20 protein-coding genes, 1 pseudogene and 1 riboswitch are annotated in these 20,755 nt (G+C 51.9%); of the genes and pseudogenes, 4 read left to right on the top strand and 17 right to left on the bottom strand.

Annotated features, from left to right (window positions below):
- The first annotated feature begins 174 nt into the window (after positions 1-174).
- Positions 175-1,059 carry an AraC family transcriptional regulator gene (locus KXG62_RS19370; RefSeq protein WP_218093650.1) on the top strand — a complete coding sequence of 295 codons (885 nt, stop codon included), beginning with the start codon at positions 175-177 and terminating at the stop codon, positions 1,057-1,059.
- Positions 1,060-1,086: 27 nt separating this feature from the next.
- Here KXG62_RS19370 and KXG62_RS19365 read toward each other — a convergent pair whose 3' ends face one another.
- Positions 1,087-1,452 (bottom strand): DoxX family protein, encoded by a 366-nt coding sequence (locus KXG62_RS19365; protein WP_218093649.1) that lies wholly within the window; start codon positions 1,450-1,452, stop codon positions 1,087-1,089.
- 290 nt (positions 1,453-1,742) lie between these two features.
- On the opposite strand from KXG62_RS19365, the gene KXG62_RS19360 reads away from it, so the two are divergent.
- Positions 1,743-2,621, top strand: a complete 879-nt coding sequence (locus tag KXG62_RS19360; protein ID WP_218093648.1) for a sigma-70 family RNA polymerase sigma factor — start codon at positions 1,743-1,745, stop codon at positions 2,619-2,621.
- A 107-nt stretch (positions 2,622-2,728) separates the two neighbouring features.
- Here KXG62_RS19360 and KXG62_RS19355 read toward each other — a convergent pair whose 3' ends face one another.
- From KXG62_RS19355 to KXG62_RS19345, 3 genes are all read right to left on the bottom strand, one after another.
- Complete coding sequence (locus KXG62_RS19355; RefSeq protein ID WP_218093647.1) at positions 2,729-4,180, bottom strand: extracellular solute-binding protein; 1,452 nt, start codon at positions 4,178-4,180, stop codon at positions 2,729-2,731.
- A gap of 196 nt (positions 4,181-4,376) precedes the next feature.
- Positions 4,377-7,082, bottom strand: coding sequence for an FIMAH domain-containing protein (locus KXG62_RS19350; RefSeq protein WP_218093646.1), 2,706 nt, complete (start codon positions 7,080-7,082; stop codon positions 4,377-4,379).
- A 621-nt stretch (positions 7,083-7,703) separates the two neighbouring features.
- Complete coding sequence (locus tag KXG62_RS19345; RefSeq protein ID WP_218093645.1) at positions 7,704-8,522, bottom strand: SDR family NAD(P)-dependent oxidoreductase; 819 nt, start codon at positions 8,520-8,522, stop codon at positions 7,704-7,706.
- Between the two features lie 184 nt (positions 8,523-8,706).
- Here KXG62_RS19345 and KXG62_RS19340 point away from each other — a divergent pair, with 184 nt between their 5' ends.
- Positions 8,707-9,309 carry a TetR family transcriptional regulator gene (locus tag KXG62_RS19340; RefSeq protein WP_218093644.1) on the top strand — a complete coding sequence of 201 codons (603 nt, stop codon included), beginning with the start codon at positions 8,707-8,709 and terminating at the stop codon, positions 9,307-9,309.
- A gap of 272 nt (positions 9,310-9,581) precedes the next feature.
- Here the strand turns inward: KXG62_RS19340 and KXG62_RS19335 are convergent, their stop codons facing one another.
- Together KXG62_RS19335 and KXG62_RS19330 are read right to left on the bottom strand one after the other, a co-directional pair.
- Complete coding sequence (locus KXG62_RS19335; protein ID WP_218093643.1) at positions 9,582-10,232, bottom strand: glycerol-3-phosphate acyltransferase; 651 nt, start codon at positions 10,230-10,232, stop codon at positions 9,582-9,584.
- Between the two features lie 88 nt (positions 10,233-10,320).
- Positions 10,321-11,406: a GNAT family N-acetyltransferase gene (locus tag KXG62_RS19330; protein WP_218093642.1), complete on the bottom strand. Its 1,086-nt coding sequence runs from the start codon at positions 11,404-11,406 to the stop codon at positions 10,321-10,323.
- Between the two features lie 210 nt (positions 11,407-11,616).
- Here KXG62_RS19330 and KXG62_RS19325 point away from each other — a divergent pair.
- A pseudogene (locus tag KXG62_RS19325) lies at positions 11,617-12,687 on the top strand (SDR family oxidoreductase).
- Positions 12,688-12,812: 125 nt separating this feature from the next.
- Here the strand turns inward: KXG62_RS19325 and KXG62_RS19320 are convergent.
- The 11 genes from KXG62_RS19320 to KXG62_RS19270 all read right to left on the bottom strand — a co-directional run bounded on the left by KXG62_RS19320 (position 12,813) and on the right by KXG62_RS19270 (position 20,698).
- Positions 12,813-13,190 (bottom strand): winged helix-turn-helix transcriptional regulator, encoded by a 378-nt coding sequence (locus KXG62_RS19320; protein WP_218093641.1) that lies wholly within the window; start codon positions 13,188-13,190, stop codon positions 12,813-12,815.
- 82 nt (positions 13,191-13,272) lie between these two features.
- Positions 13,273-13,713, bottom strand: a complete 441-nt coding sequence (locus KXG62_RS19315; RefSeq protein WP_343223497.1) for an FAD-dependent thymidylate synthase — start codon at positions 13,711-13,713, stop codon at positions 13,273-13,275.
- Positions 13,714-14,038: 325 nt separating this feature from the next.
- The gene (locus KXG62_RS19310; protein ID WP_425517359.1) at positions 14,039-14,290 is read right to left on the bottom strand and encodes an FAD-dependent thymidylate synthase; all 252 of its coding nucleotides are present in this window, start codon (positions 14,288-14,290) and stop codon (positions 14,039-14,041) included.
- Between the two features lie 54 nt (positions 14,291-14,344).
- Positions 14,345-14,785: an NUDIX domain-containing protein gene (locus KXG62_RS19305; RefSeq protein WP_218093640.1), complete on the bottom strand. Its 441-nt coding sequence runs from the start codon at positions 14,783-14,785 to the stop codon at positions 14,345-14,347.
- A 123-nt stretch (positions 14,786-14,908) separates the two neighbouring features.
- On the bottom strand, positions 14,909-15,511 hold the full coding sequence (locus KXG62_RS19300) for a DJ-1/PfpI family protein (RefSeq protein WP_218093665.1): 603 nt from the start codon (positions 15,509-15,511) through the stop codon (positions 14,909-14,911).
- A 59-nt stretch (positions 15,512-15,570) separates the two neighbouring features.
- Positions 15,571-15,649, bottom strand: a riboswitch (ZMP/ZTP riboswitch).
- 122 nt (positions 15,650-15,771) lie between these two features.
- Positions 15,772-16,665 (bottom strand): hypothetical protein, encoded by an 894-nt coding sequence (locus KXG62_RS19295; RefSeq protein WP_218093639.1) that lies wholly within the window; start codon positions 16,663-16,665, stop codon positions 15,772-15,774.
- 73 nt (positions 16,666-16,738) lie between these two features.
- Positions 16,739-18,157: a sensor histidine kinase gene (locus KXG62_RS19290; protein WP_218093638.1), complete on the bottom strand. Its 1,419-nt coding sequence runs from the start codon at positions 18,155-18,157 to the stop codon at positions 16,739-16,741.
- Positions 18,154-18,810 carry a response regulator transcription factor gene (locus KXG62_RS19285; RefSeq protein WP_218093637.1) on the bottom strand — a complete coding sequence of 219 codons (657 nt, stop codon included), beginning with the start codon at positions 18,808-18,810 and terminating at the stop codon, positions 18,154-18,156. The genes KXG62_RS19290 and KXG62_RS19285 overlap by 4 nt, the downstream gene beginning before the upstream one ends.
- Before the next feature lie 177 nt (positions 18,811-18,987).
- Positions 18,988-19,587 (bottom strand): amidohydrolase family protein, encoded by a 600-nt coding sequence (locus KXG62_RS19280; RefSeq protein WP_218093636.1) that lies wholly within the window; start codon positions 19,585-19,587, stop codon positions 18,988-18,990.
- The gene (locus tag KXG62_RS19275; RefSeq protein ID WP_218093635.1) at positions 19,587-20,315 is read right to left on the bottom strand and encodes an SDR family oxidoreductase; all 729 of its coding nucleotides are present in this window, start codon (positions 20,313-20,315) and stop codon (positions 19,587-19,589) included. Before KXG62_RS19275 ends, KXG62_RS19280 begins: the two co-directional genes overlap by 1 nt.
- Complete coding sequence (locus tag KXG62_RS19270; RefSeq protein ID WP_246627531.1) at positions 20,312-20,698, bottom strand: MerR family transcriptional regulator; 387 nt, start codon at positions 20,696-20,698, stop codon at positions 20,312-20,314. The genes KXG62_RS19275 and KXG62_RS19270 overlap by 4 nt, the downstream gene beginning before the upstream one ends.
- Positions 20,699-20,755 lie beyond the last annotated feature (57 nt).

The following is a 20,755-nucleotide window of genomic DNA, read 5'->3' as shown; positions in this document are numbered from 1 at the left end:
AAATGTCTTTCCTTCATTATAGCCTTCTAATCCCTGCGGTTCATCGAAGGAAATTGGGCAAAAATAACAGTATGTTGAGCGGCTGCCGAGCGACTGTCCAACTTCACTCATGATTCCGAATGGCACTTGTGTTACTATTTTAACTATCAGGATGAGAACGGGTGAGGGTGTACAATGACGAAGACTTATTATTTGAGGGCGTCGTATGCATGGTCGGATCAATCCGTATACATTATCGCAACGCCAAGCCCCGCCGCCCGGAATACTTTTTTCTATGTGCAGGAAATCGGTCACTTCTTTGCGCTCAGCGATTATTTTACGGAAAGAGAACGGCTGCATTCGTATTTGATTTTGTATACCGTGTCCGGTAAGGGGAGCCTGACGTATCGCGGCAAAAAATACAAGCTGTCAAAAGGCCACGTCTTCTACATCGATTGCCGCGAATATCAGTATTATGAGCAGGATGGGACAGAGCCGTGGGAAATCTTGTGGGTGCACTTTAACGGGATTTGCTGCAATGGCTATTATAATCAATTTAGCGAGCACAACTCCCCCGTCGTCGAAATTATCCCGGAATCAAACATACCGGCGAACTTGTGGAGATTGCTGGAGGTTCATACCCGGAAGGACGCAGGAATGGAGCCGGTCGCTTCGCAGATCATTACCGATATGTTGACGGAGCTGCTGCTCTGCGTCAAAATTCCGGGAAACTGGGCGTCGCCGGGCTCCATCCCCGCGTTTATCAAAAAAACCGTGGAATTGGTCGACAAAAGATACGCGGAAAAACTAACGCTCGATTTGCTTGCCGCAGAGGTATCGGTCAACAAATACCATCTGCTGAAGCAATTTAAAAAATATACCGGCTGCACGCCGAACCAGTATTTAATTAATATCCGCATCAACGAAGCGAAGGAAATGCTGATTCATACCGCCATGACCGTGAAGGAGATTGCGCACCATAGCGGTTTCGAGCATGTCAGTCACTTCATCAACATCTTCAGAAAGCAGGAAGGCACCACCCCGCTAGCGTTCCGGCAAATGTGGCAGCAACAAAGCTGACGACTCCCTATATTGGCCAGCAACTTATCATATAGGAAGATTCAGGCTGTCTGCATTAAGGATGGTTAAAATGATGATTAACACGGTAAACACGATGGCTGGCACTGTTTTGCCGATTGAATCTTTGACCCTGAAATGGGCGAGGCACGCCAATACCATTGTGATTCCAAGCCATACGCCGGCCCATGCGACCGCCCCTGCATACCAGTAGCCGATGATGAGCAATGCAGCCCCGACTAACTGGACGATACCTGTAACGACACGAAGCCACTGCGGCAGTCTAAGGTTCTTGAATATATCGGCCCAGTATTGGGCCCCGACGATCTTCGCTCCTCCTGAAAAGAGATAGTACAAGATCAACAAACTTTGAAGAACGATGGAAAATACAGTCATAAACATTTCCTCCCTTTATTATCTGCGTCATACCCTTCATCTTACCTGCGCCCACACTTTTCGAGCTGCCCGCCATCACACCCAGCGGCATATCTCCGAATCACACCTCCTTCGATTGCATGTTTCTCCGGGATCCCCTCGATCTTCTTCGTATGATCCGGTTTCCCTTATCACTCATGATGTCGTAAGTCAGCGAGGAAACGTGACAGATGCATACATTTCCATTGTCACATTTGTTAGGTTTTGTACGACATATAAGTAAAAAGGAACCGAAGGAAGGAATGTCATGTATGAACGATCAAGATTGGCTTGTGGAACAATTCGAGGCGCATCGGAATCACTTGCAAAGAGTAGCTTACCGGATGCTCGGATCTGTAAGTGAAGCGGATGATGCTGTGCAGGAATCATGGATACGGCTTAGCCGCACCCATAGCAGCGAGGTCGAGAATATGGGGGGCTGGCTAACAACGATCGTCTCGAGGGTGTGCCTGGATATGCTGCGAACTCGCAAATCGCGACGTGAGGAGCTTACGCTGGAGAGGATGCCTGAACCGGCTCATAGCCGTCAGGATGAAAGCGATCCCGAGTACGAAGCATTACTGGCCGACTCTGTTGGTCTTGCGATGCTGATGGTCCTTGGGAATTTAAATCCCTCCGAACGTATCGCCTTCGTTTTGCACGATATTTTCGCCCTGTCCTTCTCGGAGATTGCCCCGATTATAGGGCGTAACGATGCTGCAGCCAGACAGCTTGCGAGCCGTGCACGCCGCCGGGTTCAGGGGGCGAAGGCGACTGCGGATTCGGAAGCATTCAATCGACAAAAGGAGCTTGTAGAAGCTTTTCTGGCTGCGTCGCGCACGGGAGATTTTGAGAAGCTTCTTGCGGTACTGGACCCTGATATTGTGCTCCGGCAAGACCCTGCATTCCCGCCGGTCGCTGCATGGCCGATTGTTCAAGGAGCGGAAGCTGTCGCCAAAGGCTTCGCTGGTCGTGCCCAAGGGGCGAGGCCGGTGCTCGTGAACGGATCTGTGGGTGTCGTCGTTGCGCCTCGCGGTCAAATGCTATTCGTACTCGAACTCAAGATTGTGGGCGGGAAGATCGCCGAGATCGAAATGATCGCCGATCCAGTGCGGATTCGCCAGCTCGACTTAGCGGAATTAAAAAATTGATCGGTTTGCTTTAGCGTGCGGCCAGCAGCGACAGTAAACATAATAAAACGCACTGTCTGCGACAGTGCGTTAATGAGCGTATTCCTTTTTCCTAGGCGCTACACGTCCTATTCTTCGACATGATTCATAGGATAGACCGTCCTCGGAAGATCCTCGGCGCTTTCCTGCGGCTTGTACAGCAACCGCTCCAACCGTTTTACGATGGCTTCCTCCGTCTCCAGTCCCGACCAGAACAGCTTCGCCTCACGATAGAACCGGTACAATTCCGATGACGACATGTTCAAGGCGGCGAACGAACGAAACGTCGGGATGATGTCCCGGTACATCGGGAACCGCGACGGCCGATACATCGTCTCCTTGCCGCTCCATTCCGCCGCCGGCTTCAAGCTTGGGATGCTGAGCGTCTTCTGGCGAATCATCAGCTGCACCTGATATGATGCGAGAAATTCGACGAAGCGACGAGCGCTCTCTTTTGCCTTCGATTGCCCACTCACGGCCAGCCCGATCATCAGCAGCAGCGTCTTCGGGTCGTTCAGGTAAGGCAGCGGCGCGATATCGTATTCGAATTTCGTGCGGGGCTCATGGTGGTTCAAAGCCAGGTACGTCGTCATGATCATCGATACTTTTTCGCTAAAGAACAGCTCTTCCGCATCCCCGTCCTTCTCCGATAAAAACAGCGGGAAGCGATTTTGCATATAGATCAGCTCCCGGCAAGCGCGTAGGCTTTCCTTCAATTGCTCGGTGCTGCCGGCGGCACGTCCCGAAGGATTGCGATCGAAACGGATGCCGCTTTGCAGCAAAAAGACCGGCCAACGGTTGCTCGACGGGAAATGGAAATAAAATCCGAGACGCTCATTCTCCACCGCGAGCTTTGACGCCTGCTCGAACAACACATTCCAGCGCCAACTGCTGTCCGGCTCCATCACGCCCTTCTCCCAAAAATGGTTCTTGTTGTAGCACAAGATCAGGGGCGAAAATACGAACGGCTGCAGCTTTAATCGGCCTTCATGCGTCACCGATTCGTTCAGAAACGGATAGACGGCAGGATTCGATTCGAGCGTTTCCAGTTCGTCCAAAGCATCGTTCAGCCGAAAATCGTCATAGCTGTTGTAATTCATCGTAAACACATCGATCTCGTTCTCCACGACCATCGATTTCACCATTGGATATGTGAGCAGCCCGGATGGAAGCGGAACCAGTTCGACGCGAACCCCAGGGTGCTGCTTATGAAATTCCCCGATCAGCGTCCTCATGATCGCTTCCTGAAATAGCGACGTATGGCAGCCGAACCTGATCACCGTCGTATCTCCGCGGGAAACCTTGGCGACCTTGTTGCCCACGCGCGGTATTTTCTCGATCAGCCGTTCGGCTACGAGCACTTCAAGTCCTTGACGCACCGTCTTGTTGCTGATCCGGTATTGCTTCGCATAAGCTTTCTCCGAGGGCAAAAAATCGCCTTCCCGATAAGCACCACTCATGATTTCGCCCCGAATCGTATCGACCATCCGATCGAGTCGCGCCTGAAACGTCCTGCGGCTCGGTTTTTCCGACTCTTCCATTGTGACCGCCACCATTGTCCATATAATATGTATTCTCAGCATACTCGAACTTGCCGCCAGCTTCAAGAAGAGTCCCGAGCCACCCTGCTTTGAATGAATACATACAAACGGGCTGCCGCCATATCGTACACAGCGACAACCCGCTAGTTTTCATTCTATTTCCGTTCAAACCATGCAAGCCGCCCGAGCGATGCTCCTACTCGGAATCCCATTTGCCAAGCAGCGTTCTCACCTGCTGATCCAGCGGCCATTTCGCTTTCGGCGAGACGGATGTGTCGAATGCCGGGTTGTGAAGATGCTTTAGAAAATCGCGCAGATGCTTCACCGCCTGGTCTTTATGCTGCTTTCCGTATTGATCGGCAGCCTGGCGCAAAGCATTCGTCAATTGCGCTTGAACCGGCTGCGGTATTTGTCCGGCTTCCGCTGATCTATGCAGCATATCGGCAACGGATTGTTCGTCGGCCGGCAGCGTATATTTCCACAACGTTGCGTCGTTTGCCATATATAAATTGCCGTATGCATCCTGCGTTAAGTAGTTGCCCGCGCCGTTTTTGATTACAACAAAATCCATCGTATCCGGCTTGATCATGAACAATGTTTTTTGCCGGTTCGTCCCGTACACGTTGCCGTCCGCCCCCAGCTTGAGGAATGCATCGACCCAGACGGTGCCTGTGGCATAACGGCCCAGCTTCGCCGCTTTGTATACGACCTGACGCGTATTCGGGTCCAATTTGAAAATCGTATCCTCGGCTACGCCCCAGATCAGGCCGTCCGGTCCGGCCAGCAAGCCGCTCACAACTTTCCGCCCTGGAACGGGGGCAATCTCGAATACTTTGGTATTCGTCGCCGTATCGAATACGAAGAGCTTGCCTTCATTCTCCGACGGACCGCTGGTGCCGAGACCGCCGTAGATCGTCGTCCCTCCGTATACAAGTCCATCCTTGTACACAAGGGAAACGACGCCTTGGTTGTGTACGATATCCTTGAATACTTGTGCTTTCCGCGTCGGCACGTCATAGACCGTCAGCGCCCCGCTCAGCGAGCCGTAATCCGGAACCGAGCCGACGTAAAGCTTATTGAGCGAATCGACGCCTGCCATCGCAAACGGGCGATCCTGATTGTCCTTCACCAGCTCGGCTACCCGGCGGGGGTTCGTAGAGGTCCACGCCGCGGTCGGATCGTATTCATACACCCTCGCATTGCCGTAAGTACCAATGTACAGCTTATTGTTGACACTCGCGACCGATTCCACTTGCCCGAACTGCTGGATCTCCGTGAACGTCCCGTCCGACGGACGGTACGACGTAAACCCTGTAGCTCCCAAGTAACCGCCAATGTAAATATTGCCGTCGAATCCGGTATGCACGCTCTGGATCAAGATCGGCGAACCGTAATTGTCCACCTGATTCGTAGACAGCTCCCCGGTCTGCTTGTTGTGCATCATGATTTGGCCTTTTTCACTGACGCCGATAAACGTGTAGCCTGGCCATGACGGGTCGTTCAGTTGAACGAATTTGCCGTCAAAGAAGTTCGCTGCCCTTGCATTCGGATCGGAGAACTCTACGGCGAACGTCTGGGTGGCAATGTTGTAGGAGCGCAAAATGTATCCGCCGAAATAAATGTTCTGAGTATCCCCCGGCTTCGTAGCCAACGTCCGCGATCCCATGCCAAGACCGTTCGGATCGTAATATTCGATCGACTCCGTAGCCACATCTACGATAAGCAGATGATCCGGCTTGTTGAGCCTGACGAACAGCTTGCCTAGCGCATAGCCCATATTCATGGCAAAATCGTAATTCGAATAAGCGTTCGGCAGCAATTGCTGCAAAATTTCCTGCTGGCTGCCGGTCGCAAGATTGATTTTAACGATACCGGCCGTCGACCCGCCGACACCGGCATACAGTACGTTGCGGTCCGAATCGTACGCAAGGGAGCGCACATACTTCTCAGTCGGATGCACCCGCCCGAGATCGTTAACGAGATTTGTTACCGGGTCATACTCGAATACATGCGCATTCGGGTAAGTGCCTGCATATATCTTGCCGTTCGCACCCGCGACCAGCGTCCATACATGCGTCTCTTCGCCCAGTCGGCCCAGATCGACGAGGCTGTCGCCCCCTGGCGTATATTGGAACAGATGGCCGTCGTAGTGCGTACCGGCATATATTTTGCCGTCGCTCGCCGCCTTGACCCCCCAAGCTCCGGTAACACCGGGCATCGGAATCGTTTTGATCACTTTGGCGCTCAGCAGGTCGAACACGGCGAACACGGTGCTATCGTTCGCGCCTTTCACTACGGCATACGCCACATCCTTGCCCTGTTCCTTCCCGATCGCCGCATCTTGGTTAATGAAGTTCAATATCGGCTCTCCCAAATTTTCGAAAGTCCCGATCGGGTTCACTTCCACTTTCACATCGTCCACATATCCCGCCCCCTTTCCCGTCGAAGATGAGTACAGCAGCACTGAGCCGGTTATTGCATCCGCCGGAGCCGTACCGGAGACGCTTCCCTTGATCCAAGCGTCTTCCCCCGGATCGACCCAGCTCGACGTATTGCCGACGCGTGTACCGGCCGCGTTAAAAAACTGTAAATAGATGGCGAGTCTCTCGCGCTCTACCTGAAACATGGCGGAAGCGGAATAGTTCACCCCGCCGGTCACTGTAAATTTGTTGCTTTCCAGTCCGAGCGTGGACGTAACCGATTGGTCATCCAACCGCAGACTAAAGCTGCCGCTATGCTTGGCTTCGTTTACTACTCCGTATGTAACGGCCGTGACGCCATTACCGTACGTCTGCCTCCAGCCGGGAATCACACCGCCGGTAACCTCCTGCTCGAAACCTGCATTTGCAAGCGGTACGGCCGCGGTTGCGCCGGCCACGCCGACATTCATCGGGACAAACAACGAGATGAAACACAATAAAGTTCCAAGACAGCAAATCAACCCTTTTTTCATTATTTTTCGGACATGCATTAGCTCATCACCGCTTCCAATAAGGTATCGTATCGCTAAGCCGTTCGTCGCTGTCTTTTTATTGCTGCCATAAGTTCATGCTCACCGCAGCCTCGCTATGATGGATTCATCAATAGCTGCCGAACCTTTAAAAATGATTGCGCTTTCATCATTGATTCTGGTACTGCAGAGAGCCCTTTATCACCCCCTGATTGCGTTTGTCGATTGTTCAATGACTGTCTTTTTCTTGTTGCGCTGGTTCTCTTCTGGTTCCCATAATATTACTACTTCATTGTAAAAATCACTTTATTTTTTGTCAACTGGTTTATTTCCACTTTTGTCCAAGTGCTGAAGAATAAAAATATGGAATTAATTAATGGAACAACAAGCCACCCTTTCTGATTCCCATTATATATAGGAGGGAACCACAATCCCCCTTTTATTGATTGTCTAACAAAAATAATGTGTTAGACTACTGATATTTTATTGCCTACAGTTTCCATTATCTTAATCCCACAATTCCGGATTACCGGAATCGATAGCGGTGTATCCAGCATCGATTCCAGCCGGATGTTAAAGAATATGCTTGGTCAGCTGATATAACTTCAGCGCGTCCTTCTTGCTAAGCGTGGGAAGATTCAGATCAACCGCCTTCGTCCGGTCCCAAGCGATTAGAGGCTGCGGCGACGGGTTGTCCATCAGCTTAATGATCGGTTGAATACTCTTCTCCACCGGCTGTGCGAAGAGTTTTCCCATTACGCGCAGTATTCCCTTGAAAGGCTGGGTCAAATGATTCGTGCCGCTATGGGTATATCCGGGATGGTTAAGGATGAAACGTGTCTTCCCGGTCTTGTGGTTCTCAGCATACGCAACCCCGAGCAAATCATTAGCCCGTCCTCCCTGCAGAGTCGCCTTCAGCAGACCATACCCCCGTTGAAGGGTAAGGTCATCGTAATGTACGACTCCCTTCGTCATTCCGGTGCCTCCGATGCTTACAATGACCGGGTTGGCCCCCCTCTCTAACAATCCCGTCAAACCATAACTCAAAATAAATCGGCTGACATAATAGAGCGCAAATGTGCTTTCAAAACCATCTGGGGTCAATTTCCGTTTAGGAAATTGCTGCATCGCAGTAAGTACCAGTCCGTCAAGCGATGCATGGCGTTGTTGAACCTCTTGAATGACACGGCGATTCTCAGACAATGATAAGAGATCAGCTTGAATAAAAGATACCCGATCCACGGCGCCGAGACGTGCAGCCTCGTCCAGAAATTCCTTGCCCCGAAGACGGTTGCTGCCGGTCACAGTCACCCTGGTGCCCTGGCGTAAATAGTGGATGGCCAGCCCTCTGCCCATTCCGGAAGTGCCTCCTGCTATAAATAAATCCTTCATCTTTCACACTCTCCCATGTATTAAGCTATATGCGTTGACTAGGCAACAGTTGTCAATTAATATATTAAAAGCAATATCCAATATTAATCAATAAGCAAAAGAGTCGATCTGTTGTGTAGACAACAATCGATCGAAATCGTATTTTTCCCGGCATGGGGATCGCGAGACAAGGAGATGATGCGGGATGGGTTTAGTGAACCCGAATGACCCTCGCGCGAAACGAACGAGGAAATATATTCAGAAAGCTTTTACGGATTTGCTCGCAGAAATGGACTTTGAAGACCTCTCGATTCAGGATATTATGGATCGGGCCGAATTGAACCGGGCAACTTTTTATAACCATTATCAAGATAAATATGAATTGCTTGAGTTGACCATGAGCAGTGCATTTACGGAGATTCTATCTACACGGATTCCTCCTGGTACGCGAATGCAGGGTACAGAGCTGTTGCGTAGTCTAATGCTGGCGGTCTGTGAGTGGCAGATTGAAATGACGAAACAGCTGAATGCACGGCGGACCCTGTCGCAGGCGATGGAGGACAATGCCAAGCAACAACTGTACAATGTCATCATCTCATGCATGGAGCATGTCAAAGACATCCCGGCGGAAGAGCGCCGGAGAATGGAATGGGTCGCAACGATGATAAGCTGGTCGATTTATGGGGTGGTTGTGAAGTGGTGTCAATGGCAGGAAGAGCCAGCGGAACAATTCATTGAGTGCGTGCTCCCCTTCCTAATGTCGAACTTGCGTACGCTTGGTCTGCATGATTCAAAGGAGGAGTTTTAAAGGATATTGAAGTTTAGCATCCCCCTATTTTTCACAGTGACTTTTAGTGTGGTTCAAATACTATATTTTCTCAGTCCAGTACTTTATTTTACGGCCTAACACTTTATTTTCTTTCTACAGTAAAGAATAGCGTTAGCTCAGAACTCACGTTAAGTTGAGATCATTCGGTATATAGTGCAGTAAAACGTCCTTTAAACAAAATACAAACGGCCGAAGCAAGTTTCGGCCGTTTGCGCGATGGATCGACTTTCTTTTCCTATCGTTCTATGGAGTTATCTTCCTCTAGCAATCAGCTTGAACAATCCCAGCTTCCTCTCTTCGCCGCGAGCCAAAAGTATAATATTAGGCCAGTGGGCAATGACAGCCAGTATGAAATACACGCCTGCAAAGACAGAAATCCACCAGTATGCCTGAACGATACATGAATAAACAGCTTGTACCGCAAAAAAGGCTAACGCGAATACCGACATTCGATCGACAATGAACAGCAAAATGACACCGAGGAACAAGACGACCAGCGTAAACAACGGATTAATGGCGATAAAGACGCCAATGCCCGACGCAAACCCTTTGCCGCCTTTCATGCCAAGCAGCACCGGGTAATTATGCCCCAATATGACGGCAAGACCGGCCAAATACCCGGCAAGCATGCCCGCATCCGGCCCTCCGACGGAAGTAAGCATCATTTTGCTGACCAGTACGCAGGCGAATCCTTTAAGCAAATCGATGAGCAGCGTAGCCGCTCCATATTTCAGTCCGAAGACGCGAGTCATGTTCGTCGTACCGGCGTTTTTGCTACCCAGCCCCCGGATGTCCTGTTGAATCAGCTTCTTGGATATGAAGATAGCCGCGCAAAAATTACCTGCAAAATAGCTCAACAGTACGACGAGGGCGAACTGCCACCCGTAGTTTAACACGATCATTCCGGTCACTCCCTGCAACTTGGGTTGGTAGATCTTTATGTGAGGTCTTCTACTTTAATTTCGTATACATTCGCAACAGACCTTCATTTTATTTGCTTAGTTGTTTGATCAAGCTGACGCGAATAACCTCATCCCAGATCGGACCGCGGCGCACCTCGCGATAGCCGAGCTTCTCGTTCAGCTCGATCACATGGCGGTTCACTTCCTCCGTATGGGTATAAATCAAATTCACCTCTCGCCGCTTCGCTTCGTCTTCCAGCTCGCGCTTTAACCTTGTCGCCAGTCCCCTTCTGCGGTAGTCCGGATGCACCCACAATTGGAAAACTTCCATAAACCGGCCGTCGCTTTGAAATAAGGTGCGATCGATCTCATGGAACACGGTCTTCCATGGATATGTGGCATCCCTGCTCGCAATCGCGTACATGATCAAGGCAATCGGCTTCCGGAGTGCGGAATCCTCGACAATGTAAGCGCCCTTGCTCGGATCGGTAATAAACAGCCCGATTTTGTTGCTGTGCGCTTCGAGCTGCTTCGTTGTCATCTCATTCTGTTCCGCGACGGTATATCCGTCGTTCTTTAAATCGATGCGAACTAGAAACGGATGATCCGTTATCGTTGCTTTGCGCATCTGCAGCATGCCGTCACCTCGTAAGGGTCTGACCATATGAATGTCATACGGTTCTTTGTCGAACAATTCCTTGTCCACCTCTTGCGTCAGCCTGGAGCCGCAGCTCGTATAAAATTGTACCGCCGACTCCGTTTCGGTCGATGAAATATATAAAGATTTTGCCCCTTGCGCAATCGCCACCCGGCTCAGCGCTTCGAGCAAACGCCGTCCGATGCCTTGTCTGCGGTATTCCCTCGTCACATACATCAGATCAAGCTGAAGCTGGTTCTTGTCCTTGCCGCGAAATTGATGGGCAAGTACGGCAAATCCAACCAGCCGCTCCCCGTCAAATGCGCCGAACGCCGTTCCGCTGTTTGTCAGTTCGTACTCAAAGCGGGAGATGATTTCCCGATAGTCGTTCTCGCTCCAGTTCGGGCATTCATGCCCTGCTTCGGTTGATTCAAGTGTGCCTTCCTCGCATCGATACACCCGGTCTATGATTTCCGATCGGTCGATGTCGCGTATGCGGCATGCATCTTCAAGCTTCATTGGCAATATGTCAATCATGGGAGTGCTCTCCTCTACATTCGGATCTTGCTTTTACATTAGTTTACCATGGGCTTCCAACCCTGTTGCGGAAAATTTGTCTATAGTTAAATTGCCCAGCGGTCATTTATTACTTCAAGGTTACTATATGACTTCAAAGTGCGTACTTTTCACCAGCGGCGAAGGGATGCACAATGGGAGTATACCCGGACAGGAAAAGGAGAGATTCATATGAGCAATACAGCAACAATTCTTCGTAAAACAGCGCTTGTCGTCGGAGCGAACGGTGTCATCGGCAGAAATCTGATCGACTATTTGGTCACGCTGCCGGATTGGGATATTATCGGGGTGTCGTGAAGAGGCGGCGTGTCATCGGAGCGCGTGCGCTACGTTTCCGCCGATCTGCTCGACCCAAAAGATAGTCGCGACAAGCTGAGCCGTCTGACAGAGGTAACGCATATATTTTACGCGGCTTATCAGGACCGTCCGACGTGGGCGGAGCTGGTCGCTCCCAATCTCGCCATGCTCGTGAACGTGGTCGAAGCGATTGAACCGGTCGCCGCCGGACTTCAGCATATCAGTCTCATGCAAGGCTATAAAGTGTACGGTGCACATCTGGGGCCCTTCAAGACGCCGGCCCACGAAACGGATGCCGGCCATATGCCGCCGGAATTTAATATCGATCAGCAGCAGTTCTTAGAGAAGCGACAGCCCGGCAAAGCCTGGACGTGGTCCGCGCTCCGCCCGTCCGTCGTCTGCGGCTTCGCGCTCGGCAATCCCATGAATCTCGCCATGGTCATCGCCGTTTACGCCTCGATGTCGAAGGAGCTTGGACTGCCTCTCCGTTTCCCCGGAAAGCCGGGGGCTTACCATAGCTTGCTGGAAATGACCGATGCCGGATTGCTGGCCAAAGCAACAGTATGGGCGGCCACGGACGAGCGCTGTGCCAATCAGGCTTTCAATATTACGAACGGCGACCTGTTCCGCTGGAATGAGCTGTGGCCCAAGATTGCCGCTTACTTTCAACTGGAGACGGCGCCTCCGCTGCCGATGCAGCTTGAAGTGATCATGTCGGATAAGGAGGCGTTATGGGATGCCGTGATTCACAAATACGGTTTGGAGCAAAACAGCTACAAGGACGTATCCTCATGGCGGTTCGGCGATTTCGTGTTTGCGTGGGATTACGACTTCTTTGCCGACGGCACCAAAGCGCGGCGGTTCGGCTTCCACGAATTCATTGACACGGAAGCGATGTTCATGGATATTTTTGAGGATCTTCGCAGACGCAAGGTGATCCCTTAATCGGCTATGACAAAACACCGGTCTCTGAATCGAAGAGACCGGTGAGCTTTTTATGGAGGCCGTGAAACTTTCTCAGGCAGACGGTGTCTCCATGGTAGAGGCCGACTACCGTACGTACGGTCAAACTATTGCCCATCTGAACGCATCGCCGCTTCGGACAGAACCGTCGCTTGATCGCCGTACACCCGCTCAATGTGGTTGTCGCCCCATTTGCACATGAGATGGAGAATCTGCTTCAAGCTCCACCCGTACGCCGTCAGCTCATATTCCACTTTGGGCGGGACCGTATTGTGCGTGATCCGCTGAATGACCCCGTCCTCTTCCAGCTCGCGCAGTTGCTCCGTCAGCACCTTCTGCGTCACCGCAGGCATAAGCCGCATAAGCTCGCTGTTACGTTTCTTGCCGAAGGTAAGATAAAACAAAATTACGGGCTTCCATTTGCCCCCGATGACTTCGAGCGTCGCTTCCACGGCCGTATTGTAGGTTTTCACAGATTTCGACATCGTCTCGCCCTCCTTGCCTTAACGAAATCGCCTTAAGACCGCTCTTGCAAGCGAACCGTCGCGGCAACACCTCTCACGACAATTAACCTTCCTTGTTGCTGCCATCCGAGATAAGCTGCTCCAATGAAATCGGATAGAGCGGCTTGATGAGCTTAAGAATCGCTTTGGCATAATCCTGGATTTCCTTCTGAGCATCATACTCGAGCCGCTGCGCCAAGAAATGGGCGACGGATTGCACGGAAGCGGTCCAATACCACCGTACGTACATGCCGTAGGCAGGCAAGAACAACCGGGCTTGCTCGGCACAGATACCGTCGGCCAAAGCGTTCTCGTATTTTTGCATGCCCAGCTCGATGTAACCCATCAATTCACGCGTATGCTTTTCGCCCAATTCCCAGGCGATCAGATCCCCGCTTCCCTGCTTGGAATTCTCGGGCTTGGATCTCCACTGATCGGCCTGCGGGATGTAAAACACCGGCTCTTCCGTAATGTACCGGCGGCTTGATTCGTTCCATGCGTCCAAGCTGTCGCCCGTACCTTCATAATGGGCCGAGCCAACTACATACTTCCCTGTTATGTTACGACATGACCGCTTCCGTCATATCTCTTGCAGTTTCCTGCAAGCACAGACTATATCATCATCTCCCTGTAGAGATGCCGCGCGCTTCGAGTTCGCTTGAACCCTACTCCGTAAAGGATAGTCGTTGCACCTTCCCTATTAGCAGTAAGAAACCGCTTATATAGGGCTTGGCTCAGGATGATCATAGCTTGTTAAGCCTTAGACGTTCCCTGAGTTCACGCGGTTCCGAACGATCATCGCTGACCGTCGGGGCTATATAGTGAAAAATTCACGCTGCATATAACCATTGCCGCGCGACCATCAGTGGCGCGTATACCTCGAATTGTGCGATGGCATGACGAAATGGCGACGTATGCCCTTCGCGAGCGAGGAATTTGATCAGCTTGACATCCCGTTCGGTAAGCTCAAGGGATTGCTTCGCATAAGATACGCGAGCAGCGTTAGCAACTGTCAAATCGGAACCCATGTGGTCTACCAACCGCACGTAACCTTCATTCAGCACTTTAATAAAAGAAGACATCGAGCTTCCTCCTCAAAATGATATTGCGTTAACTTGTCAGCCTTAGCGTTCAAATCAGTTTTCAAAATATGGCTCATATAACGCTTTGGTTTCAATTGCGCGCTGCAGCGCATTCCGATCCCGGGTTCTCCCCTTCTCCGTCCTGGTTAACTGGATCATATCGAACGCCTGATCCGGGGCAACCCATCGGACTTCCTGGGTCTCATGATCGTGCTGAATGATTCGCATTGTCGGCTTCATGAGAAAATATTTCGTCATGCACGTATCCGATTGGAATTCACCAGGGATTGGAGCGATGACGACGCATTCATGCCCGGTTTCCTCCAGAACTTCTCTTAATGCGGTTTCCTCAGGCGAACGATCGGCCGGGTCGGCGCCGCCTTTGGCAAACGTCCATACATACCCTCCCCAATAACCGCTCGGACTTCGCATCAGCACTTTTCCTTCGCGATTAAATACGATTCCTCCATAGGCAAATTCCGTTATTGGCTTCACCGCCTGCCGCTGTCATCTCACATCCATTTTGCTATTGTACCATGGCTTGTCCAATATATGGATATGGTCAAATAGAAAGGTGAGCTTTAATGGTGATGGATTTCATCAAGATCGATCTCCTTTCTACGGACCGTAAGGCATAACCACGTCCGCTAGCTGGCCCGGCCGGTAATACGGGTAGTCCAACTTCTTCTGAACCTGCTGTGCAAAGTCGGCACCGGTTATCGATTCCACGAAGTACAGCCCCAAGTCGATGGAAGCGGAGACGCCGCCGCCCGTAAATACATTCCCGTCCCGGACAATACGGGCCTTCACGACCTCGGAGCAGTAAGGCGCCAACAGCTCGTAAGCGGAAGGGTTCGTTGTCGCCTGTTTTCCGGTTACAAATCCCGCCGCTCCCAGCAGCAGCGCCCCGGTACAAACCGATACCTTGTATTCCACATCGCTTGCGCTCCGAATCCAGGAAATAAACTCTGCATCGCTTCTCAGCTGTCTGGTGGATAATCCGCCAGGAATAAAGATCAAGTCATACCCGGACAGATCGGGGAGGACATGTTTGATCTTCAAGGTCATTCCCCGGTCATCCGTGATCTCGTCTTTACTCGCACACAAATCCCACGATACGCCCTCTTTGGCCTGTAACATCTTTAGCCAAGACACCGCCTCATGAAAGCCGATAAAATCCAATGACGTCATCTTGTCAAACAACACATAGGCCATCTTCATGTCCATGCACCTGACCTTTCCTTGTCTGAAAATAGAAAAAGCACCTGATCGACGATCAAATGCTCTGCCCAGGCGTACGGCTTATGCCATATGCGCTCCCCCGCAGTGACCTGCGTTACGCCAGTTACGCATACCATTAAAATTAACAGATACTGCCAAACATCTCAATACAAAAATTATGGGCAACCAACAAGCCGCTGCTTCCGATGGAAACAACGGCTCGTCTCACCAGCACTCTGGCTGGCGTTGATTTCTTCGCTTTATTTCATCCCCTTTTGCTTATTGATCGAGTTTTCCAGACTGCCGTCATATCCGTTTTGGAAGAAGTACAGATTGATAACTTCTTTGCTTTCGGTAGAGATGCCTACCACATAGGCCGCACCGTTCGACAGCTCGCATAGCACCGGCACGCCGAATCTCGGGTTTTCCGTCGTTACCACCTTGCTGCTGACGATGGAAAGATTGCGGGGCAGCAGAACGGCCACCGCTTGCTCCGCCTTGTCACGCCATGCCGGGTCGCTCGTGTCAGCCTTCTTCGGCGCAGATTCCGAAGTGGTCTCATCGAAGGCGCTGGCGTTGATTACCGTACCGCTGACGGCGTTCATATAAACATGATACGACTTGGCCGTAGCTGCGGGAGAACCGCTCGCTTGGCCCGATGAATCTGCCGGATCGAACGAAACGGTCCACGTATCGGTACCTGGGAGCGCACCTCTCAAAAACATCGCCCGGGCGGTATACCCGCTAAGATTGGCTGCAAACGATTGTTTGAGGACGGCCGCTCCGTACGCTGCGGCTTGTTCTGCGGAAAGATCTTTATCGCTGGGGATATAGGTCGCTTCCACGCCATCGACCCACGTCTTCTTTTCATCCGGTGAGAGCCCTTGGACTTTGGGAGAGTTCATCAGCTCATCCTTTGTCAATGATTTCGACTGGTCGATCACCGTGTATTCCGTTTTGGCTTCCTTTGGGCCGGACGCGCCCAGAGCGGGTACAGTGTCCTCCGGCTTATATTGTTCAATAACCTGTTTACCGGTCTCCGCAAACGACTTGCTGCTCAGGACGAAATTCATGGTGATGCCGCTTCCGGCAACCAGCACAACGGCTACGCCCAATACCCATACTTTGTTCATTGTTTTGTTGATCTTTGCCATTCCGATCGTCTCCCTTACCGTTTGTTCTGTCGTACTACGAACCTATCATAGCCCGCCCGGTATCATCGAGTGTTCAGGGAGTTGTAATGGAGTTGTAAAAAACGATCCGCACCGTTGTGCCCGCTCCCGGCCTGGAATGAATGGTCAGCTCGGCTCCGTGCAGCGTGGCGATTTGCCGGCAAAGCGCCAGTCCGAGTCCCGCGCCACCCGCATGCCGCGTACGCGCTTGGTCCACACGGTAGAACGGTTCGCATACGAGCGCGATCTGTTCTTCCTCCATCCCGCAGCCAAAATCCTGTACTTCCAGAATCGGAGCCGCCTCTTCATAGGCCGATAAGCGAAGGGCAGCGCCCGGAGCGGATGCTTTCGCCGCGTTATCGATCAGGTTGATCAGCAAAGATTGCAGCAGCACCGCATCTCCTGACAGCTCGCGCAGCGTACAGGATACGTTCAAGCGGATGTCCCGTTCCTGCAGCTTAGGTTCCGTTGCCTGTCTCACCGATTCCAGCAGCTGCTGGGGGGCGACCGAATGCATATCGATGACGCTGTTGCTCAGAAGCGCAAGATCGAGCAGCTTGAAGGCCAAGTTCTGCATCCTGTCCGTTTCGCTCAAAATATAATTCGCCGCTTTGATGCGATCCTGCTCCCGGGCGCTGGCATTCTGCAAATATTCGGCATATCCGCGTATCGCCGTCAGCGGTGTCCGCAGCTCATGCGCCAAATTGTCCACGAGCCGCTGCTTGTTTTGTGCGGTCCGGTCCAGCTCATTGATTTTCTCCTGGATGCTGCCCGCCATTTGATTGAAGCTTGCGGCCAGCTCCTGGAATTCGTCTCTGCCTTTGACCATGATTCGGCGGTCGTAGACGCCGCCGGCAATTTCATGAGCGGCTTGCTGCAAAGCACGCACCGGGGATGTAAGCTTTCTTAGCAGCAATAGCAGCACCAAGGCAAGCGCAATTTCCATGAAAATGCTTACGATGATCAAGTAGCGGGTAAGCTGCGACTGCTCCTCGTACAACTCGGACTTATCGCGCACGTACACCAGCGCATAGCGGCCATCGCGCTCGCTAACGCTGCCGGCGATGAACAAGTAATTTACATCGTTTATCATCTGTATGCTCGATCCATCGGCATCCTCCATGAGATGCTGGATGCTCCCCTCGCTGTCAGCCTCTGGCGGCGTGTTGGAAAAGATCGGCTTGCCTGCGTTCCACAGCTGCAAATAAACGTGCTGCTTGGCGTAATACTCCGCATACGAGCGCATGACATTTTGCATGTAGTCGGGTACCGGTATCGTTTGATCCCTGAAGTACATGCTGTCGAGCGTCTGGTATATGTTTCTCGATATAAAATGGAATTCTCCCAGCGCCCTGTCCGCATCCCGCTTCATATCCTGGGTGTAATAGTATTTGGCGACGAGGTACAAGCATATATTGATCGATACGATAAATACCGTCAGGGTGACGATAAACGTTTTTTGCCAAAACTTCATGGACTGACCTCAAGCCGGTACCCCAGCTTGTACACCGTCTTGATCCGGTTCTCCCAGTTTAATTTTTTGCGCAGCTTCTGGATATGCACGTCAACGGTTCTCGTTTCGCCGATATAATCGTAGCCCCAAACGAGGTGAAGCAGCTTTTCGCGGGACAGCGCGATGTTTTTGTTCTTGATCAGCGTCTCAAGCAGCTCGAATTCACGGAGCGTCATCTCCATCACTTGACCGTCCACGGTGACCACCCGGCTGTCCAGATTCACCACCGTATCGTCAAGCGAGAATAGAGGAGACGTCCGCTGCGTTCGGCGCAGCACCGCATCAATCCGCGCCAGCAGCTCCACGGCTTCGAACGGCTTCACAATATAATCGTCCGCTCCGAGCTTCAGCCCTTTGACCCGATCGGACAAATTGCCCATAGCGGTAAGGAAAATGACCGGCGTCTCTTGGCCGACATGCTCCATAAGAGCAAAGCCGTCCAATCCCGGCAGCATCACATCCAGGATGATCAAGGCATATGTATTATTCGTTAGACATGCGAGTGCCTGGTTACCGTCATATGCTTGTTCGCTGGTATGGCCGACGAGCTCCAGGTTCATGGCAATCAGATCGTTGATGGAAGGCTCGTCCTCGACGATGAGCATATGCGCCATTGCGCTACCTCCGGTTTCTATAGCAGCAGCAGTATGTCACTCTTCTTCGCTGTTTCTATGAAAATGTGCTTCATATCATGAACGTTCACGTTCGGATGAAAGTTGCAATTCGCTCGCTATTTTTGCAACCTATGTTTCTTATGTACGCCGGTTCGCGCAGCCGCTATGCACCATGTCCTACCGATTATCCAACCCGCCGGCGATCATAAGCTCATTGGCGATTCGTTTGTTCAGCGTCCTGACATCGTACGCCAATGCGCTTCGCTCGATGCATTCGATTTGCGTCCGGGTAGCCGGCTGCGCCTCGATAATCTCCAAAAAGTTCCTTCTCGCGATCCGCTCGCGGACCTCGTCATCCTCGCACAAGTCGATCACCTCGTACATCGCGTTGATCGCCTTTTCATAGTCGAGGTTTCGCGCCGTGGCGGAATCGGTGCTCAGGAAGAAGCGTTCGGCATATTCCCGAATGAGCGGGATGTAGCTTTCTACAGCATATTGATTATTAGGGTCATAAACGGTAAACCCCGCAAAAAAGTCAATGTACACATTCGCATGGCGGCTTAGCAGGCTCTCGATTCGCTCGGGAGGATTATATACGTTGGCATGCGCAAAGGCGCGAAGCGCTTCTTCCAGCCTTGCGATCGGCTCTCCGAAAGGCGGGTCGATATGCAGCAGAATCGGTACCTTGTATTGCCCACATAGCTCATAAATGGCCGGGAGGTTACCGTTCATCGGATGCTGCGCCTTCCATTGCAGCTTCGAGGTGATAACGTACATTACCATTCCGCTTTCTTGCGATCGCGGAAGAAGCCGCCGTTCGGGCCGTCTTCAGCAAGCGTAGCAAGCCATACGGCCGTATCCGCCCCTTCCGCAACTGTCTGAGGCGCATCAGCCCCGCCCATATCGGTCTGCACCCGCCCAGGGCAAACGGCGTTCACCTTGATGCCCCAGCCTTCGACTTCCTGTGCGGCCAGACAAGTCAGCGCATTCAGCATCGTTTTCGAAATGCGGTAGGCGGACGAGCTGCCTTTTAGCCCCAGCAAGCCTCGATGCACTTGAAAAGATCCGAGCGCCGACGAAACATTGACGATCCGTCCGTAATGATGCCGCTTCATGAGCGGTACCACGGCCTGAATCAGGTGAAGCGCTCCGAAGTAATTGGTCTCGAACGTTTCCTGCATAACCGCCCGCTCCACTTGCAATACGGAGGTGCCCCGATCCAAAATGATTCCGGCATTATTCACAAGAACGTCCAGACGGCCGTAGCGCCGTGTCACATTGTCCATCAGTCGAGCAATACTGTCGGGACGGTTCACTTCAACGGCTATCGCTTCCGCCGATCCCCCTTCCTCAAGTAACTGATCGGCCACATCCCGTCCCTTCTCTGCGTCACGGCATCCGACCAAGACATGCAAGCCTTGTCTCGCAAGCTGCCGGGCAATTTCTTTGCCGATTCCGCGGTTTGCTCCGGTCACAAGCGCTATGCGTTGACTCATCGGATTCATTGCGTCTCCCCCTCCGTTCGGCCGATTACATGCTTCCATTTGGCAACACTCTCCTCCAGCCGCGACTCGGCTTTGCTCAGCAATTCGATTTGTTTCCTGATTTCGGTTATTTTTCGTTCGCCCAACTCAATCGCGTTCGGAAGGCACTGCAGCTTCCCTCCGTTCTGAAACAAACAATCAAAAAAGTCCAAGATTTCGCCCGCCGTCAGACCGAGGCTAAAATACAGCTGGATCAATTCGACCTTTTCCGCGTCGGACTCCGCATAATCTCGGTATCCGTTCTCCAGCCGTGCAGGCGTCAGCAATTGCTTCTCCTCGTAATATCGCAGCGACCGCAGGCTTACCCCCGTCCTTCTCGATAACTCGCCGATATTCACAACCATCCCTCCCATATGTGGTTCGATACCGCCATTGTAAACCATCACATTATGTGAAGGTCA

The sequence above is a fragment of the Paenibacillus solanacearum genome, assembly GCF_910593845.1.
GTDB lineage: Bacteria > Bacillota > Bacilli > Paenibacillales > NBRC-103111 > Paenibacillus_G > Paenibacillus_G solanacearum.
Note: the sequence above shows the minus strand (reverse complement) of the source record. Positions and strands in the feature narration are given on the sequence as shown.

Excerpts from the sequence above, each read along its gene's own strand:
- KXG62_RS19370 (WP_218093650.1), top strand. The coding sequence starts at position 175 with ATGACGAAGACTTATTATTTGAGGGCGTCGTATGCATGGTCGGATCAA.
- KXG62_RS19365 (WP_218093649.1), bottom strand. The coding sequence starts at position 1,452 with ATGACTGTATTTTCCATCGTTCTTCAAAGTTTGTTGATCTTGTACTAT.
- KXG62_RS19360 (WP_218093648.1), top strand. The coding sequence starts at position 1,743 with ATGAACGATCAAGATTGGCTTGTGGAACAATTCGAGGCGCATCGGAAT.
- KXG62_RS19355 (WP_218093647.1), bottom strand. The coding sequence starts at position 4,180 with ATGGAAGAGTCGGAAAAACCGAGCCGCAGGACGTTTCAGGCGCGACTC.
- KXG62_RS19345 (WP_218093645.1), bottom strand. The coding sequence starts at position 8,522 with ATGAAGGATTTATTTATAGCAGGAGGCACTTCCGGAATGGGCAGAGGG.
- KXG62_RS19340 (WP_218093644.1), top strand. The coding sequence starts at position 8,707 with ATGGGTTTAGTGAACCCGAATGACCCTCGCGCGAAACGAACGAGGAAA.
- KXG62_RS19335 (WP_218093643.1), bottom strand. The coding sequence starts at position 10,232 with ATGATCGTGTTAAACTACGGGTGGCAGTTCGCCCTCGTCGTACTGTTG.
- KXG62_RS19330 (WP_218093642.1), bottom strand. The coding sequence starts at position 11,406 with ATGATTGACATATTGCCAATGAAGCTTGAAGATGCATGCCGCATACGC.
- KXG62_RS19320 (WP_218093641.1), bottom strand. The coding sequence starts at position 13,190 with ATGTCGAAATCTGTGAAAACCTACAATACGGCCGTGGAAGCGACGCTC.
- KXG62_RS19310 (WP_425517359.1), bottom strand. The coding sequence starts at position 14,290 with ATGTCTTCTTTTATTAAAGTGCTGAATGAAGGTTACGTGCGGTTGGTA.
- KXG62_RS19300 (WP_218093665.1), bottom strand. The coding sequence starts at position 15,511 with ATGAAGATGGCCTATGTGTTGTTTGACAAGATGACGTCATTGGATTTT.
- KXG62_RS19295 (WP_218093639.1), bottom strand. The coding sequence starts at position 16,665 with ATGGCAAAGATCAACAAAACAATGAACAAAGTATGGGTATTGGGCGTA.
- KXG62_RS19290 (WP_218093638.1), bottom strand. The coding sequence starts at position 18,157 with ATGAAGTTTTGGCAAAAAACGTTTATCGTCACCCTGACGGTATTTATC.
- KXG62_RS19285 (WP_218093637.1), bottom strand. The coding sequence starts at position 18,810 with ATGGCGCATATGCTCATCGTCGAGGACGAGCCTTCCATCAACGATCTG.
- KXG62_RS19280 (WP_218093636.1), bottom strand. The coding sequence starts at position 19,587 with ATGTACGTTATCACCTCGAAGCTGCAATGGAAGGCGCAGCATCCGATG.
- KXG62_RS19275 (WP_218093635.1), bottom strand. The coding sequence starts at position 20,315 with ATGAATCCGATGAGTCAACGCATAGCGCTTGTGACCGGAGCAAACCGC.
- KXG62_RS19270 (WP_246627531.1), bottom strand. The coding sequence starts at position 20,698 with ATGGTTGTGAATATCGGCGAGTTATCGAGAAGGACGGGGGTAAGCCTG.